Raw genomic sequence first — 15,970 nt, 5'->3', positions numbered from 1 at the left:
TCCCGTCGGTCCGCGGCCGTCAGGTGGCCGCCCGCACCCGATGGGGGACACCGACCCGTGACGACGGTTCCGACGCAGCACGACGAGATCGAGGCGCTCCCGCGCGCGATCTCCCGACGCCCGACGGGCGCGGACCGGGTGTTCGTGCACGGCTTCCGGGCGATCGGGGCGACGGTGCTCGTCGTCACCGGCAGCATCGGGTTGTTCCTCGCGTGGCAGGCCGTGCCCACGCTGCGGCACTACGGGCTGTCCTTCTTCACCGAGGAGGACTGGGCGCCCGAGCAGGGCACGGTCGGCATCGCCGGGATCCTCGTCGGCACGGTCTCCGTCGCGGGCGTCGCGCTGGTCATCGCCTTCCCGCTCGCCCTGCTGACGGCGCTGTTCATCGCGGAGTACGCCCCGCACTCGGTCCGGGCCACGCTCGTCTCGCTCGTCGACCTGATGGCCGCCGTCCCGAGCATCGTCTACGGGCTGTGGGGCGCCCTGCTCGTGCAGCCGTACGCCGCGGAGATCGCCCGGTGGCTCCACGGCACGCTCGGCTGGATCCCGCTCTTCGACGTCCCGAGCGCCGACCCGGACGCGGCGGTCTGGGACCAGACCCGCTACATCGCCAGCGCGTTCTGCGCGGCGATCGCCGTGGCGATGATGGTGCTGCCGATGTCGTGCGCGGTGATGCGCCAGGTGTTCAGCCAGACCCCGCAGGCCGAGAAGGAGGCCGCCCTCGCCCTCGGCGCGACGCGGTGGGGGATGGTGCGCACCGTCGTGCTGCCCTTCGGACGCGGCGGCATCGTCGGCGGCACCATGCTCGGGCTCGGGCGCGCGCTGGGCGAGACCATCGCGGTCTACCTCATCATCAGCCCCGCGTTCGACATCAAGCCGCACATCCTCGAGGTCGGCACCAACACCGTGGCCGCACTCATCGCCGCCCGTTTCGGCGACGCCAGCGCCGCCCAGCTGTCGGCCCTGCTCGCCGCCGGGTTCGCGCTCTTCCTCATCACGCTGGCGGTCAACACGCTCGCCGCGATCATCGTCAACCGCAGCCGCTCGGGACAGGGGACCGACGCATGACCACGGCCCCCGAGCTCCCCCGTCCCGCCCTCGACGAGGCCCGCCACGTCGCCGTGCCCCCGCGCACGGTGCTGCCCGCCGTCGACCCCGCCGCGCCGCCCCCGGTGCGCCGCACCGGCCTGGGGCGGGCGACGGCCGAGGAGCGCGTCGCCCGTGCGGGGGCGTGGGTCGCCGGGTTCGCGCTGGCGTGGCTGCTGACGCAGCGGGTGCTGCCGCTGGCGTCCGTCGGCTGGCTGCTCCTGCTGTGGTTCGTGCTCGGCATGGGGCTCGTCGCCGTCACGACGGCCCTCGTCGGCAACCGCAACGAGGTGGCCGACCAGCTGGTGCGCTCCGCGGTCACGGTCGGCGCCCTCGTCGTCGGCGCGGCGCTGGTCAGCGTCATGGTCTTCACGCTGGCGAAGGGGTGGCGCCCGCTCCTGCACCTCAACTTCTTCACCGACGACATGGCGGGCATCGGCCCGCGGGACGCCTTCGACCGCGGCGGCATCCTCCACGCCGTGGCCGGCTCGCTCATCCAGCTGGGCATCGCGATCGCGATCACGGTGCCGCTCGGCATCGGCACCGCGGTGTTCATGACCGAGGTCGGAGGACGGTTCGCCACGGTCGTGCGCACCGTCGTGGAGGCGATGACCGCGCTGCCCTCCATCGTGGCCGGCCTGTTCGTCTACACGGTGATGGTGGTGGCGCTCGGCTACCCCCGCTCCGGCCTGGCGGCCGGCCTGGCCATCGCCGTCATGATGCTGCCGATCATCGCCCGGGCCTCCGACGTCGTGCTCCGCGTCGTGCCGAGCGGGCTCCGGGAGGCGGGCCTGGCCCTGGGCGCCAGCCGGTGGCGCGTCGTCTGGCACGTCGTGCTGCCGACCGCGCGGCCCGGACTGGCGACGGCCCTCATCCTCGGCGTCGCCCGCGGCGTCGGCGAGACGTCACCCGTGCTGCTCACGTCCGGCGCGGCGCCCTTCCTCACGCTCGACCCGACGTCGGGGTTCATGAACTCCCTGCCGCTCTACGTCTTCAGCACGGTGCGCTCGGGCGAGCCCCAGGCCATCGCCCGCGGCTTCGCCGCGGCGAGCGTGCTGCTCGTGCTGGTGCTCGTGCTGTTCGTCACCGCCCGGCTCCTGGCCCGTGGCCCGCTCTCGAAGAGGTCCTGATGCGACTCCCCGCCCCGCCCCGACCCCGGGTGCTCCGGTACGCCGCCCTCGTGGCCACGCTCCTCCTGCTGCTGGGGACGACGTCCGGCAACGCGGCCGCCGCGCGCGCCGTGGTCTACGCCCAGATCGAGGGCACCGGCTCGACGTGGAGCCAGCTCATCGTCGAGCAGTGGATCGCGGACGTCGAGGCCACCGGCATGCGCGTCGCCTACACGGGCGGCGGCTCGTCCCTCGGCCGCAAGAACTTCGCCCAGGGCAGCACCGACTTCGCCATCTCGGAGATCCCGTACCAGGGGGTCGACGAGTTCGGGAACGCCGACACCGCGGGCAACCGGCAGTTCGCCTACCTGCCGATCGTCGCCGGCGGCACGGCCTTCACCTACCAGCTCAAGGTGGGCAACCAGCAGGTGCGCAACCTGCGGCTGTCGGGCGCCACGATCGCCAAGATCTTCACCAACCAGATCACGAGCTGGGACGACCCGGCGATCACGGCCGACAACAACGGCCGCACGTTCCCCAAGATCCCCATCACGCCCGTCGTGCGCGCCGACGGCTCGGGCACCACCGCCCAGTTCACGGCGTGGCTGGCGGCCCGGCACGGCAGCACCTGGAAGTCGCTCTTCCCCCGGGGCACGCTCACGTCCTACTTCCCGCGCGAGGGACGCGCGATCGCCCAGGCCGGCTCCGACCAGGTGATGAACACGGTCGCGAGCTCGTCGGGCAACGGCACGATCGGGTACGTCGAGTACTCCTACCCGGTCAACGAGGACTACCCGGTCGTCAAGGTGCTCAACGAGGGCGGGTACTACGTCGAGCCGACCCAGTACAACGTCGCGGTGGCCCTGACCCAGGCCCGGATCAAGACCGAGGACCCGTCGGCGTCGGACTACCTGACGCAGGACCTGCGGGGCGTCTACTCCTCGACGGACCCGCGGGCCTACCCCCTGTCGTCGTACTCCTACATGATCATCCCGGTCGGCGCGCAGGACCGGCGCATGACGACCGCGAAGCGGCAGACGCTCGTGGACTTCATGTACTACTCGCTCTGCCAGGGCCAGACCAAGGCCGGCCCCTACGGCTACTCGCCGCTCCCGCTCAACCTCGTGCAGGCGGGCTTCACCCAGCTCGCCCGGCTCGGCACGGCCGACGGGGGCGTCGAGCTCGCCAACCGCGACGTACGGTCCTGCAACAACCCCACCTTCAACGGTCGCAACCTGAACGAGAACCGGCTCGCGACGATCGCGCCCGCCCCGGCGGCCTGCGACAAGCAGGGTGCGGGACCGTGCGGCACCGACACCGGCACCGGCGAGCCCTCGACCGACGACCCCGCCGCGGGTGGTGGCGGCGGGGGAGGCGGCGGCACGGGTACGGCGGCGGGTCCGGCCGGCGCCGGCACCGGCGCGGCCCCGGTGGGGTCCGACGTGCAGCTCGACCCGACGACCGGGCAACCGGTGGCGGCCGCGGCGACGGGCGGGGGAGCCGTCTTCGCGAGCCCGCTCGAGCTGACCTCCGACCGGCCGGGGGACCGGGGACCGTTCGCGTGGCTCGTGGCGGCCGAGGTGCTCGCGCTCGTCTTCCTGCCCGCGATGATCACCGTCTGGCTCCGCCGCCGCCCGGGAGCGTCGCGGTGAGGCGGCGGCTCGCCGGCGCCCGCGCCCGGCTGCTGGCCGGCCTGCTGCTCGCCGCGGCGGTGCTCGTCGGGCTGCCGTCCGCCGACGTCCCGCCGGCCCAGGCGGCGCCGGCCACCGGTGGCTTCGAGCAGACCCGCACGCTGGAACGCACCTTCACCGACGCCGACGGCACGCGCGAGGTGGTGGACAGCCGCGAGGTCACCGTGACGGTCGACAAGACCCAGCAGCTGCGCTCGCGCGAGCGGGTGCACGTCAGCTGGTCGGGCGCGCGCCCGAGCGGTGCCCGGGCGGCGGACCCCTACGGCGAGACCGGACTGGCGCAGGAGTACCCCGTCGTCGTGCTGCAGTGCCGGGGGCTCGACGACCCCGACCTGCCCGCCGCGCAGCGGCTGTCGAGGGACACGTGCTGGACCTCGACGCGGGCCCAGCGCTCGCAGAGCCTGCCCGACCGCACCGCCGTGTGGCGCCACGACACCGCCGCGACCGAGGAGGAGCGGTCCGCCCGGGCGGGGACGACGCCGCTGCCGGACGCCGCGACCTGCGCCGCCGTCGACGGCTTCTCGACCTGGGCCACGGGGTTCACCGCCGCGGACGGCGACCGGTTCGCCTCGTGCAGCGCGGAGACCATGGCGCCGGAGGCGGCCGTCGACGGCGCGCTGCCGCCGGCCGAGGTCGCGGCGTTCACCGACGCCGACGGCCGCGGGTCGGTCGACCTCGAGGTGCGCACCGACGTCGAGAACGCCTCCCTCGGCTGCAACGCGACCACGCCCTGCTCGATCGTCGTCATCCCGATCATGGGCCTGTCGTGCGACACCGACCCCGAGTGCCGCCGCAGCGGCCGCTGGCTGGAGGGCTCCAGCAACTACGCGTCCGAGGGCGTCGACCTCGCCGTGTCGCCCGCGCTGTGGTGGTCGGCGTCGAACTGGCAGCACCGGTTCTCCGTCCCGCTGACCTTCGGCCTCGCCCCCAACGTGTGCGACGTGCTCGACCCGCGGGCACCGGTCGGGTTCTACGGGTCCGAGCTGCTCGCGCAGGCCTCGCTGCAGTGGGCCCCGGCCTACTGCCTGGAGGACGGCCGCTTCAAGTTCCAGCACAACCGGATGAGCGACGAGGCGGGCTTCGCGCTCATGGAGAGCGGCGAGGGCGCGGCGGCCCTCGTGTCCGGGCCGCACGACGCGCGTCGCGGCACCTCGACGGCCTACGGACCGACCGCCGTCACCGGGTTCGGCGTCGCCTACGTGGTCGACCGCCCCGACAACGCCGGGGCCGTCGACGAGCTGCGGCTCAACGCGCGGCTCGTCGCCAAGCTGCTGACCCAGTCCTACGTCGCCTCCGACCTCGGGCGCGGGCACCCCGGCATGGGGGACAACCCGACCTCGATCAACCAGGACCCCGAGTTCGTCGCCCTCAACCCCGACCTGGACCGGATCGCCCGGGAGGCCGCGGCCACCGTGCTCTCGATCTCGGAGTCCTCGGACGTCATCGGTGCGCTGACCGCGTACGTCGCGGCCGACCCCGACGCGGCCGCGTTCGTGCAGGGCCGGCCGGACCCCTGGGGCATGCGGGTCAACCCGTCGTACGCCGGGATGGCGCTGCCGGTGCGGGACTTCCCGCTGCTCGACACCTACGTGCCGTCCAGCGAGCAGGAGTGCCTCAAGGCCAACCCGTCCGTCTACTTCAACCAGGTCGCCGCACCCGTCACGACGCTGCGCCGGGTCGCCGAGGCCGTGCTCGACGCCTGGCCCAACGTGCAGACGCGCTGCGAGCGGTCCTCGGCGAACGACCCGTGGCGGGTGGGACGCGTCAACCGGCAGGGCCTCGGCACCCGCTTCATGCTCGGCATCGTCAGCCTCGGTGACGCCGCCCGCCTCGGGCTGTCGGTCGCCGAGCTCCAGACCCGCGAGGGCACCTTCGTCGGACCGACGACGGAGGGACTGACGAAGGCCGTCGCCCTCGCCCGCCCCGCGACGGACACCGTCGGGGTGGCGGAGGCCGCGGTCGCGCCGTACGTGGTCGACCAGCAGGCCGTGCGGCAGGCGGGTGACGCCTACCCGGGGACCCTCGTCGTGCACACGGTCGCCCGCACCCACGGGCTCCCGGCGGAGCAGGCGACGGACGTCGCACAGTTCCTGCAGGTGGCCACGACGGAGGGCCAGCGGCCGGGCCGCGGCAACGGCACGCTGCCGGAGGGGTACCTGCCCATCACCGACGCCGGGGCGACCGCCCCGCTGTGGCGCAGCGCGCAGCGCGCGGCCGAGCTGGTGGCGGCCCAGGAGGCGCCGACGGTCGCACCCCCGGTCGTCCCCGGCACCGACACCGGAGCGCCCTCGTTCCCGGCCGGGGGAGGCGTGGGCGACCTGCCCGGCGCCGTCCCGGCGGCGGACGCCCCCGCCGCTGCGGGCGCGACCGCGCCGGCCGGTGGGGCGGCGGCGGTCACGACCGCGGCCACCGCACCGGTGAGCTCGCCCTGGACGTCCAGCGCCCTGCTGCCACTGCTCCTCGTGCTGACGCTCGTCGGCGCCCTCGGGGGCGCGGTCGGGCGGGTCGTGCTCGTCGCGCGGAAGGTCCGCTCGTGAACGCCCCGGTGGTCGACCCCGTGGCGCCCGGCCCGCCGAGGACCGCCCCCGTCGGCGGGCCCGGCAGCCGGCTCGAGGTCGGCTCCTCCGCCGCGTTCACGCTCGCGCTGCTCAGCCTCACGCTGCTGCTGCACCTGCTCGTGCTCTCCGGCGTCTCCCACGCGCGCGACCAGGCGGTGCTGTACGACGCGTTCCGCGCCGACGTCGCGGGCGGCTTCGTGCCCGTCGGTCCGACCGCTCCGGTCGGCGCACCCGTCGCGCTGCTGACGATCCCCGCGATCGACGTCGCCGAGGTGGTCGTCGAGGGCACGGCGTCGGGCGACCTCCGGGCCGGCCCCGGCCACCGGCGGGACACCGTGCTCCCCGGCCAGGTGGGCGTGAGCGTCGTGCAGGGCCGGGCCGTGACGTTCGGCGGACCCTTCGCGCGGCTCGACGAGCTGGCGGTCGGCGACACCGTCGAGGTCGTCGGGGCCCAGGGCCGGCAGCGCCTCGCCGTGACGGGGCTGCGGCGGGCGGGCGACCCGCTGCCCGGGCCCCTCGCCGACGGCGAGGCCCGGCTCACGCTCGTCACGGGCGCGACGGACACGGCGCTCGGGCGGCTCAGCACGGGCGAGGTGCTCTACGTCGACACCTCCACCGTGCCCGTGGACGGCGAGGGGTTCGCGGCGCCGGGCGGTGTGCCCAGCGCCGTACCCGCGGGGGAGAAGCCCCAGCACGTCGACACGGCCGCCCTGCCGCTGCTCGCGCTGCAGCTCGGCGGGGTGTGCGTCGCGGTCGTCGCCATCGCCCTCCTCCGCCGCCGGGTGGCCGGGGCCCTCGTGTGGGTCGTGAGCGCCCCCGTCGTGCTCGCGCTCTCCTGGGCGACCGCCGACAGCGCCGCGCGGCTGCTCCCCAACCTCCTCTGACCGCTCCTCCGCAGCACCCGTTCCTCCCGTCCCACCCCACCCGAGAAGAACGCACCGCGACCGTGGTGCGCAGCTGATGACAGGAGATCCACCCGATGTTCGCTCGTCCGCTCCTCTCCACCGTGCTCGCCGGGTCGCTGGCGACCGCGGCGCTCGCGCTGGGCTCGCTCGCCCCCGCCTCGGCCGACCCCGCCGCTCCGCCCGCCGCCGGCGACATCGTCGGCGTCGGCTCCGACACCAGCCAGTTCGTGCTCGACAACCTGGCCGACGGCGCGACCGTCGCCGGGACCGCGGTGCCGGGCTACAACGCCTCCGTCACCACGGGGAAGCTCCGCAGCTTCCACGCCCTCACGGCCGGCACCAGCGCGCAGATCGTCGTGCGCCAGGGGACGCAGCCCGTCAACCGGCCCAACGGCTCGGGCCAGGGCAAGGCCACGCTCTACAACCCCTCGAACCCGAACATCGACTTCGCGCGCTCCTCCTCGGCGCTCAACGACGCCGAGGTCAACGCCGGCCTCTACGCCTACCCGTTCGCCGTCGACGGCCTCGGGCTCGCGACGGCCCGCACGACCAACGCGCCCGCCACCCTGACCTCGGCGCAGATCGTCGGGATCTACCAGGGCACGATCAAGAACTGGAGCGAGGTCGGCGGCAAGGCGGGCGCGATCGTCCCGCAGATCCCGCAGTCGGGCTCCGGCACGCGCTCCTTCTTCACCTCCGAGCTGAAGAAGCTCAACGGCGGTGTCGACGTCACGCTGGCCGCGACGGTGGTGGACGTGCAGGAGCACGACGACACCACCGTGAAGTCGAACCCCAACGCGATCGCGCCGTTCTCGACCGGTCGGGCCGAGCTGGCGGGCACCGTCACCATCGTCGGCGGGTTCTCCGCCAAGCGTGCGCTCTACAACGTCGTGCGCGCGGCCGACCGCACCCGCCTCGCGGGCGTCTTCGGCGCCGACGGCTTCGTGTGCTCGACCGACGCGCGCCCGCTCATCGAGGCCGCCGGCTTCGACCAGCTCGCCCGCGACGAGTTCGGCGGCGTGTGCGGCGAGGCGACCCAGAGCGCGACGTCGAACTTCACGACCAACGAGGTCGTCGTGACGGGCACGACGCTCACCGCGTCCTCGCCGGCGGCGGGCAGCGTGGCGTTCGCGGCCACGGTCGACGCGAAGGGCGCGGACGTCTCGGCGGGCACCGTCGAGGTCCTCGAGGGCACGACGAAGGTCGCCACGGCGCGGTTCGCGCAGGGCCGCTTCGCCACGACGATCACCGGCGTCCCCGCGGGCAGCCACACCTACACGGCGCGCTACGTGCCCGGCTCCGGCGTGCTCCAGGAGGGCTCCACCTCCGCCGCCGCCTCCGTCGTCGTCAAGGTCGCACCGGTGCTCCGGGCGGGTGTCTCGCCGAGCCGCAGCAGCTTCGGCCAGGCCCGGGTGCTGTCCGCGACCGTCACGACGCCGGACGGCGCCGCGGCCACCGGCCAGGTCCGCTTCACGTTCGGCGGCGCCCGCACGACCGTCGCCCTCGACGCGAACGGCAAGGCCACGCTGACCGCCGGGGCCTCGACGCCCGCCGGTGCCTACGCCATCAAGATGGAGTACCTCGGCAACGACGTGCTCGTCCCCGCCTCCGCGTCGGGCACGCACACCATCCAGAAGGCGACCCCGGCCATCGGGGAGACCTTCCCGTCGGCCGTCTCCACCAGCGCGTCCCGCACCCGCGGGACCGTCGTCGTCACCGTGCCCGGCGTCCAGCAGGCCATCACCGGCAGCGTGACGATCTACGCCGGCAGCAAGGTCTTCGCCCGCGGCACGGTGAGCCGGGGCGTCGCCGCCATCACCCTGCCGAAGGTCGGCCGGGGCACGCACACCCTGCGCGCCGTCTACTCCGGCGACCGCAGCGTCAACGGCCGCAGCCAGACCTTCACGGTCACGGGTCGCTGACCCACCCGCCGGACCGCCCCACCGCACATCCCGGCCCGCCGTCGTCGGACACCGTCCGACGGCGGCGGGCCACCCCGAGAGGAACCGACCCATGCGCCACGACCCCGTCGTCCCCACCGCGGCGACCGTCGACCTGTACGCCGACGACCAGGCCACCACCGTCATCCCGGCCCTGCCCGGGGAGGTGCCGGGCGGCGGGCCCGCGGCGTACCGGGTGGGCACCGGCGGCGCCGGTCCCGGCACGGGCGGGGAGCTCGAGGCGCGCGAGGTGTCGGCGTGGTTCGGCGACCGGCTCGTGCTCGACCGCGTCTCGCTCACCATGCCCGCACGGAGCGTGACCGCGCTCATCGGTCCGTCGGGGTGCGGCAAGTCGACCTTCCTGCGCATCCTCAACCGGATGCACGAGCTGGTGCCGTCCGCGGCGCTCGCCGGCGAGGTGCTCCTCGACGGCCAGGACGTCTACGACCCGCGGCGCAAGCTGACCGACGCCCGCCGGGCCATCGGGATGGTGTTCCAGAAGCCCAACCCGTTCCCCGCCATGTCGATCAGGGAGAACGTGCTCGCGGGCCTCCGCCTCACCGGCACCAAGGCGTCACGCGACGAGAAGGACGAGCTCGTCGAGAGCTCGCTCGTGCGGGCCGGCCTGTGGACCGAGGTGCGGGACCGGCTCGGTGCGCCCGGCGGCGGCCTGTCGGGCGGGCAGCAGCAGCGGCTGTGCATCGCCCGCTCGCTCGCGGTGCGGCCCGAGGTGCTGCTCATGGACGAGCCGTGCTCCGCGCTCGACCCCACCTCGACCCGGGTCATCGAGGAGACCATGACGGAGCTGGCCCGCGAGATCACCATCGTCATCGTCACGCACAACATGCAGCAGGCCCGTCGGGTCTCCCAGACCTGCGCCTTCTTCCTCGCCGCGCAGGGCACTCCCGGCGTGATCGTCGAGCACGGGGATACTGACGCCATGTTCACCACACCCCGCGACCAGCGCACGAGCGACTACGTCAACGGCCGCTTCGGGTGACCTCGCCGGGTCCGCGGCGTCCGGCGCCGCGGAGCCGGCCGACGCCGCGCACGACCGCGGCTGGGAAGGCCGCGCCGAAGAAGGCCGCGCCGAAGAAGGCCGCGGCGAAGAAGACGGCTCCGGCCAGGCGGCCTGCGCCGCGGTCGTCGGGTCGCGCGCCCACCGCCGCCCAGCGCCGACGCCGGGCGGCGCAGCGGCGTCAGCGGACACGGCGCCTCGCCGTACCCCTCCTCGTGGCGGTCCTCGGCCTCGCCCTCGTCGGCACGGCGTGGTGGCTCGGCCGGGACACCCCGGCACCGGCGCCCGAGGCGGGGACGTCCGCGCCCGGCGGGGTGGTGCCGCCCGCCTCCGACCCCGCGCCGATCGTGCCCGCCGGGCGCCCGGTCGTCCCGGTCGTGGACGCCGCCTGGACCGCCCAGGTGGCCGAGGCGACGGGCATCCCGCCGGTCGCGGTCAACGCGTACGCCGTGGCCGAGCTGCGCCTGCGCACGGAGGCGCCGTCGTGCTCGATGGGCTGGTCGACGCTCGCCGGCATCGGGTGGGTCGAGTCCCACCACGGCACGATCCACGGCAGCATCCTCGGCCTCGACGGCCGGGCCGAGCCGCCGATCGTGGGTCCGGCGCTCGACGGGACCGGGGGGTTCGCGGCGATCCCGTCCGACCCGCTGCTCGCCGCGTGGCACGGCGACCCGACGTGGGACCACGCCGTCGGTCCGCTCCAGTTCATCTCCTCGACCTGGGACCGCTGGCGCTCCGACGGCGACGGTGACGGCGTCATGGATCCCAACGACCTCGACGACGCGGCCTACGCCGCCGCCCGCTACCTCTGCCACGACGGCCACGACCTCGCGACGGGGAAGGGCTGGGCCGAGGCGGTGTTCTCCTACAACCACGACGATGCCTACGTCGCGTCGGTGTACGCGGCCGCGAGCGGGTACGCGGACGCCGCGGGCTGAGGCGCCGATCGGGCCTGGTCGAGCCCGGTCGGAAGAAAGTGCGCGGGCCGTGCGGCGCGGCGAAGGAAAACGCGGACCCGAGCCCGCGACACGCCGAGGACCCGGGCCTCCGGGTCCGCGTTCTCTTTCCCCAGGCCGACGCCCGGTCCGCGTTTTCTTTACCCCGGGCCCCCACCCACGCCCCGCCCGTCCTCGAATGGTGGCGCGCCGGGGCCCGGACTAGGCTCCTTCCTCGTGCAACTCTCCGGGCTCGCCGACGCCGTCCTGGCCGATCCGACCCTCGACGAGGCGCTCGCGGGGGCGCGGGACCGCTCCGAGCGGGTCCTCGACCTGACCGGTCCCGCCGCGGTGCGGCCGTTCGTCGTGAAGGGGCTCGCCGACCTCGGTCGCACCGTCCTCGCCGTGACCGCCACGACCCGTGACGCCGAGGAGCTCGTCGCCGCGCTGGGCGACCTGCTCGACCCGGCGACGGTCGGCTACTTCCCCAGCTGGGAGACCCTCCCGCACGAGCGGCTCAGCCCCCGCAGCGACACCGTCGGCCGCCGCCTCGCCGTGCTGCGCCGCCTCGCGCACCCGGGGGACGACGCGGCCAACGGCCCGCTGTCCGTCGTCGTGGCGCCGGTGCGCAGCGTGTTGCAGCCGCAGGTCAAGGGCCTGGGCGACCTCGTGCCCGTCGAGCTCGCCCCCGGGGCCGAGGCGTCGCTCGAGGGAGTGGTCCGCGGGCTGGAGGCGGCGGCGTACACGCGCGTCGACCTCGTCGAGAAGCGCGGGGAGTACGCCGTGCGTGGCGGCATCGTCGACGTCTTCCCCCCGACGGACGAGCACCCGCTGCGCGTCGAGTTCTGGGGCGACGAGGTGGAGGACATCCGCACCTTCTCGGTCGCCGACCAGCGCACCCTGGAGAAGGTCGAGCGGTTGTGGGCGCCGCCCTGCCGCGAGCTGCTGCTGACGCCCGAGGTGCGGGAGCGCGCCCGGGCCCTCGGTGAGCAGCACCCGCAGCTGCGCGAGCTCACCGAGAAGCTCGCCGAGGGCATCGCGGTCGAGGGCATGGAGTCGCTCGCGCCGGTGCTCGTCGACGAGCTGGAGCTGCTCCTCGACGTGCTGCCGACCGACGCCCACGTGCTCGTCCTCGACCCCGAGCGCGGCCGCCGTCGTGCGGCGGACCTCGTCGCGACGAGCGAGGAGTTCCTCGCGGCCTCCTGGGCGGCCGCGGCCGGCGGGGGCCAGGCGCCGATCGACCTGGGGGCGGCGTCGTACCGCTCCTACGCCGACGTGCGCGAGCACGCCCTGGCCCGCGGCCAGGCCTGGTGGAGCATCAGCCCGTTCGGCATCGCGGACGACGGCGCGCCCGTCGACGCCCCGGCCACGGAAGCCGCCATCGCCGGCGTGCCCAGCCGGCCGCTGTCGGTGAAGCCCGCCGAGGCCTACCGCGGCGACGTCGAGAAGGCGCTCGCCGACGTGGGGGGCTGGCTCACCCAGGGCTACCGCGTCGTCGTCGTGCACCCGGGCCACGGTCCGGCCCAGCGCACGGTCGAGGCGCTGGCGGACCGCGACGTACCGGCCCGTCTCGTCGACGCCGTCGACACCCTCCCGCCGACCGACGTCGTGACGGTGACCTGCGGCGCGCTCACCCACGGCCTCGTGGACGAGCCCAACCGCCTCGCCCTGCTCACCGGTGAGGACATCTCGGGCCAGAAGGCGTCGACGCGCGACATGCGCAAGATGCCCGCCCGCCGCAAGCGCCAGATCGACCCGCTCGAGCTCAAGGCCGGCGACTTCGTCGTGCACGAGCAGCACGGTGTCGGCCGCTTCATCGAGATGAAGCAGCGCGAGGTGCAGGGGGCGGTGCGGGAGTACCTCGTGCTCGAGTACGGCGCCTCCAAGCGGGGCGCCCCGCCGGACCGGCTCTACGTGCCGGCCGACGCCCTCGACCAGGTGACGCGCTACGTCGGCGGCGAGCAGCCGGCCCTCGACCGCCTCGGCGGCGGCGACTGGACCAAGCGCAAGGCGCGTGCCCGCAAGGCGGTCAAGGAGATCGCGGCGGAGCTCATCAAGCTGTACGCCGCGCGGCAGGCCACCCAGGGCCACGCCTTCGGCCCCGACACGCCGTGGCAGCGCGAGCTCGAGGACGCGTTCCCGTTCGCGGAGACGCCGGACCAGCTCTCGACGGTCGACGAGGTCAAGGGCGACATGGAGCGGCTGGTGCCCATGGACCGGCTGGTCTGCGGCGACGTGGGCTACGGCAAGACCGAGATCGCGGTGCGCGCCGCGTTCAAGGCGGTGCAGGACGGCAAGCAGGTCGCCGTGCTCGTGCCCACGACGCTGCTCGTGACGCAGCACTTCTCGACCTTCGCGGAGCGCATGAGCGGGTTCCCCGTCGTGCTGAAGGCGCTGAGCCGTTTCCAGTCCGACAAGGAGGCCAAGGCGGTGCTGGAGGGCCTCACCACCGGTGAGGTCGACATCGTGATCGGCACCCACCGCCTGCTCAACCCCGACATCCGGTTCAAGGACCTCGGCCTCATCATCGTCGACGAGGAGCAGCGCTTCGGCGTGGAGCACAAGGAGCAGATGAAGCGGCTCCGCACCAGCGTCGACGTGCTGGCCATGTCGGCGACGCCCATCCCGCGCACGCTCGAGATGGCGGTGACCGGCATCCGCGAGATGTCGACGATCACCACGCCCCCGGAGGAGCGGCACCCGGTGCTGACGTACGTCGGCGCGTACGAGGACCGGCAGGTCATCGCCGCCATCCGGCGGGAGCTGCTGCGCGACGGCCAGGTGTTCTACATCCACAACCGCGTGCAGTCGATCGAGAAGGCCGCCCAGCACCTGACGGAGCTGGTGCCGGAGGCACGGGTCGCCACGGCCCACGGCCAGATGAACGAGAAGCAGCTCGAGCAGGTGATGCTCGACTTCTGGGAGAAGCGCTTCGACGTGCTCGTCTGCACGACGCTGGTGGAGTCGGGCCTCGACGTCTCCAACGCCAACACGATGATCATCGAGCGCTCCGACACGCTCGGCCTCTCGCAGCTGCACCAGCTGCGCGGGCGCGTCGGCCGGTCGCGGGAGCGGGCCTACGCCTACTTCCTCTACCCGAGCGAGAAGCCGCTGACGGAGACCGCGCACGAGCGGCTCGCGACGCTGGCCCAGCACTCGGACCTCGGCGGCGGCATGGCGATCGCCATGAAGGACCTCGAGATCCGCGGCGCCGGCAACCTGCTCGGCGGGGAGCAGTCCGGCCACATCGCGGACGTCGGCTTCGACCTCTACGTGCGGCTCGTCGGCGAGGCGGTGGCCGACTTCAAGGGCGCCCCGGACGACCAGCTGGAGGAGGTGCGCATCGAGCTGCCCGTCGAGGCGCACCTGCCGCACGGCTACGTGCCGAGCGAGCGCCTGCGGCTCGAGATGTACAAGCGCCTGTCGGAGGTGCGCAGCAACGAGGACGTCGACACGATCCGCGAGGAGCTCGTCGACCGGTACGGCGAGCCCCCGGTCGAGGTGGAGAGCCTCCTCTACGTCGCGCGGTTCCGGGCGCGGGCCCGCGCGGCCGGGATCCGCGAGGTCACCTCGGCGGGCAAGAACGTGCGGTTCGCGCCCGTCTCGCTGCCCGAGTCGCGCGCCGTGCGGCTGCAGCGGCTCTACCCGAAGTCGCTGGTCAAGCCGGCCACGGACACCGTGCTGGTGCCGCGTCCGCAGACCGCCGTGGTGGCGGGCAAGCCCATCACCGGGCTGGCGCTGCTCGAGTGGGCGGCCAAGGTCATCGACACGGTGCTCGACCCGAAGGACGCGTGACCTGCGGGACGCGTGACCTGCCGGAAGGGGGCCGCTACGGTGTGAGCGTGGTCACCTCGTCCCGCGCCCGTACCGGCACCCGCGTCCTGGCCGCCGCTGCGGTGGCCCTCCTCGGTGGGGCCCTGCTTGCGGGGTGCGACGCCGACCCGCGCACGGCGGCGACCGCCGGCGACGCGACGCTGACGGTGGACCGGCTGGACGCGGCCACCGCGGCGTACTGCGACTACGTCGCCGAGGTCGGCGTCGAGGCGGTGCCGCGCGCGATCGTGCGGACCGGGCTGACGGAGCTGTGGCTCTACGACGCCGCGCTGACCGAGGCGGCCGGGCCCGACGCCCTCGACCCGCCGCCGGCGGCCGACGAGATCGCCCGCGAGATGCAGGCGGCCGGGGCGGACGCCGACGTCGCGTCCTTCACGGTGCGGCTGCTCACGGTGTCGAACGCGCTGTCCGACCCGACGGTGGGCCAGGTGGCCTCCACGACCCTCGGTGACCTCGACGTCACGGTGAACCCCGCGGTGGGCAGCTACGCCGACGGTGCCGTGGCGACCGGGGGCGACGGGGTGAGCGTGGCCGCGAGCGACACCGCGCTCGGCGCGACCTTCAGCATCGACGACCCGCCGACGCCCGAGGAGGTCGCCGCGCTGCCGGCCGCCCAGCGGTGCGGGTCGGCGGGGTGAGTCCGAAGGACGCTGCCCTGGTCCTCGCCGTTGTCTGCCTCGTGGTGGGGTGGGGACTCGTGTGGCGGGGGTGGTGGCACGACAACCGCCACCGCGACGCGAAGGAGCGCGCGGGCGAGTGGCCGCGGCACCCGTCCGTGCGGCACACGACGCCGGAGTCGCGCCGGCTGCAGCGCATCGGGCTGCCGCTCGTGGGGATCGCCATCGTGCTGCAGGTGCTCAGCGTGTTCGTGCTGTAGGACGCGGAGGTCGGAAC

Annotated in this window: 11 protein-coding genes; all 11 read left to right on the top strand. The window is 74.5% G+C overall.

The annotated features are described in order from the left end of the window. The first annotated feature begins 57 nt into the window (after positions 1-57). The 11 genes from pstC to QE405_RS09305 all read left to right on the top strand — a co-directional run bounded on the left by pstC (position 58) and on the right by QE405_RS09305 (position 15,953). Positions 58-1,068 (top strand): phosphate ABC transporter permease subunit PstC, encoded by a 1,011-nt coding sequence (pstC, locus tag QE405_RS09355; protein ID WP_307200020.1) that lies wholly within the window; start codon positions 58-60, stop codon positions 1,066-1,068. Next, positions 1,065-2,216 (top strand): phosphate ABC transporter permease PstA, encoded by a 1,152-nt coding sequence (gene pstA, locus QE405_RS09350; RefSeq protein WP_307200018.1) that lies wholly within the window; start codon positions 1,065-1,067, stop codon positions 2,214-2,216. The genes pstC and pstA overlap by 4 nt, the downstream gene beginning before the upstream one ends. Next, positions 2,216-3,847, top strand: a complete 1,632-nt coding sequence (locus QE405_RS09345; protein WP_307200016.1) for a phosphate ABC transporter substrate-binding protein PstS — start codon at positions 2,216-2,218, stop codon at positions 3,845-3,847. The genes pstA and QE405_RS09345 overlap by 1 nt, the downstream gene beginning before the upstream one ends. Further along, positions 3,844-6,423 carry a hypothetical protein gene (locus tag QE405_RS09340; RefSeq protein WP_307200015.1) on the top strand — a complete coding sequence of 860 codons (2,580 nt, stop codon included), beginning with the start codon at positions 3,844-3,846 and terminating at the stop codon, positions 6,421-6,423. The genes QE405_RS09345 and QE405_RS09340 overlap by 4 nt, the downstream gene beginning before the upstream one ends. After that, positions 6,420-7,328, top strand: coding sequence for a sortase (locus QE405_RS09335; RefSeq protein WP_307200013.1), 909 nt, complete (start codon positions 6,420-6,422; stop codon positions 7,326-7,328). Before QE405_RS09340 ends, QE405_RS09335 begins: the two co-directional genes overlap by 4 nt. Positions 7,329-7,423: 95 nt before the next feature. Further along, entirely contained in the window at positions 7,424-9,271 is a 1,848-nt protein-coding gene (locus QE405_RS09330; RefSeq protein WP_307200011.1) for an Ig-like domain repeat protein, read from the top strand. Between the two features lie 91 nt (positions 9,272-9,362). Further along, on the top strand, positions 9,363-10,289 hold the full coding sequence (locus QE405_RS09325) for a phosphate ABC transporter ATP-binding protein (protein WP_307200009.1): 927 nt from the start codon (positions 9,363-9,365) through the stop codon (positions 10,287-10,289). Next, entirely contained in the window at positions 10,286-11,245 is a 960-nt protein-coding gene (locus QE405_RS09320; RefSeq protein WP_307200007.1) for a lytic murein transglycosylase, read from the top strand. Before QE405_RS09325 ends, QE405_RS09320 begins: the two co-directional genes overlap by 4 nt. A 234-nt stretch (positions 11,246-11,479) precedes the next feature. After that, a complete protein-coding gene (mfd, locus tag QE405_RS09315) occupies positions 11,480-15,037 on the top strand; it encodes a transcription-repair coupling factor (RefSeq protein ID WP_307200005.1) in 3,558 nt (1,185 codons plus the stop codon). Between the two features lie 47 nt (positions 15,038-15,084). Further along, positions 15,085-15,714, top strand: coding sequence for a hypothetical protein (locus tag QE405_RS09310; RefSeq protein WP_307200004.1), 630 nt, complete (start codon positions 15,085-15,087; stop codon positions 15,712-15,714). Further along, positions 15,711-15,953, top strand: a complete 243-nt coding sequence (locus tag QE405_RS09305) for a hypothetical protein (RefSeq protein WP_307200002.1) — start codon at positions 15,711-15,713, stop codon at positions 15,951-15,953. Before QE405_RS09310 ends, QE405_RS09305 begins: the two co-directional genes overlap by 4 nt. The last annotated feature ends 17 nt before the right edge of the window (positions 15,954-15,970 follow it).

Source organism: Nocardioides zeae (genome assembly GCF_030818655.1).
In the GTDB taxonomy this organism is placed as follows: domain Bacteria; phylum Actinomycetota; class Actinomycetes; order Propionibacteriales; family Nocardioidaceae; genus Nocardioides; species Nocardioides zeae_A.
Note: the sequence above shows the minus strand (reverse complement) of the source record. Positions and strands in the feature narration are given on the sequence as shown.

What these genes read in the sequence shown, in the direction of transcription:
- QE405_RS09330 (WP_307200011.1), top strand. Translation starts at nt 7,424, where the DNA reads ATGTTCGCTCGTCCGCTCCTCTCCACCGTGCTCGCCGGGTCGCTGGCG.
- pstA (WP_307200018.1), top strand. Translation starts at nt 1,065, where the DNA reads ATGACCACGGCCCCCGAGCTCCCCCGTCCCGCCCTCGACGAGGCCCGC.
- QE405_RS09345 (WP_307200016.1), top strand. Translation starts at nt 2,216, where the DNA reads ATGCGACTCCCCGCCCCGCCCCGACCCCGGGTGCTCCGGTACGCCGCC.
- QE405_RS09325 (WP_307200009.1), top strand. Translation starts at nt 9,363, where the DNA reads ATGCGCCACGACCCCGTCGTCCCCACCGCGGCGACCGTCGACCTGTAC.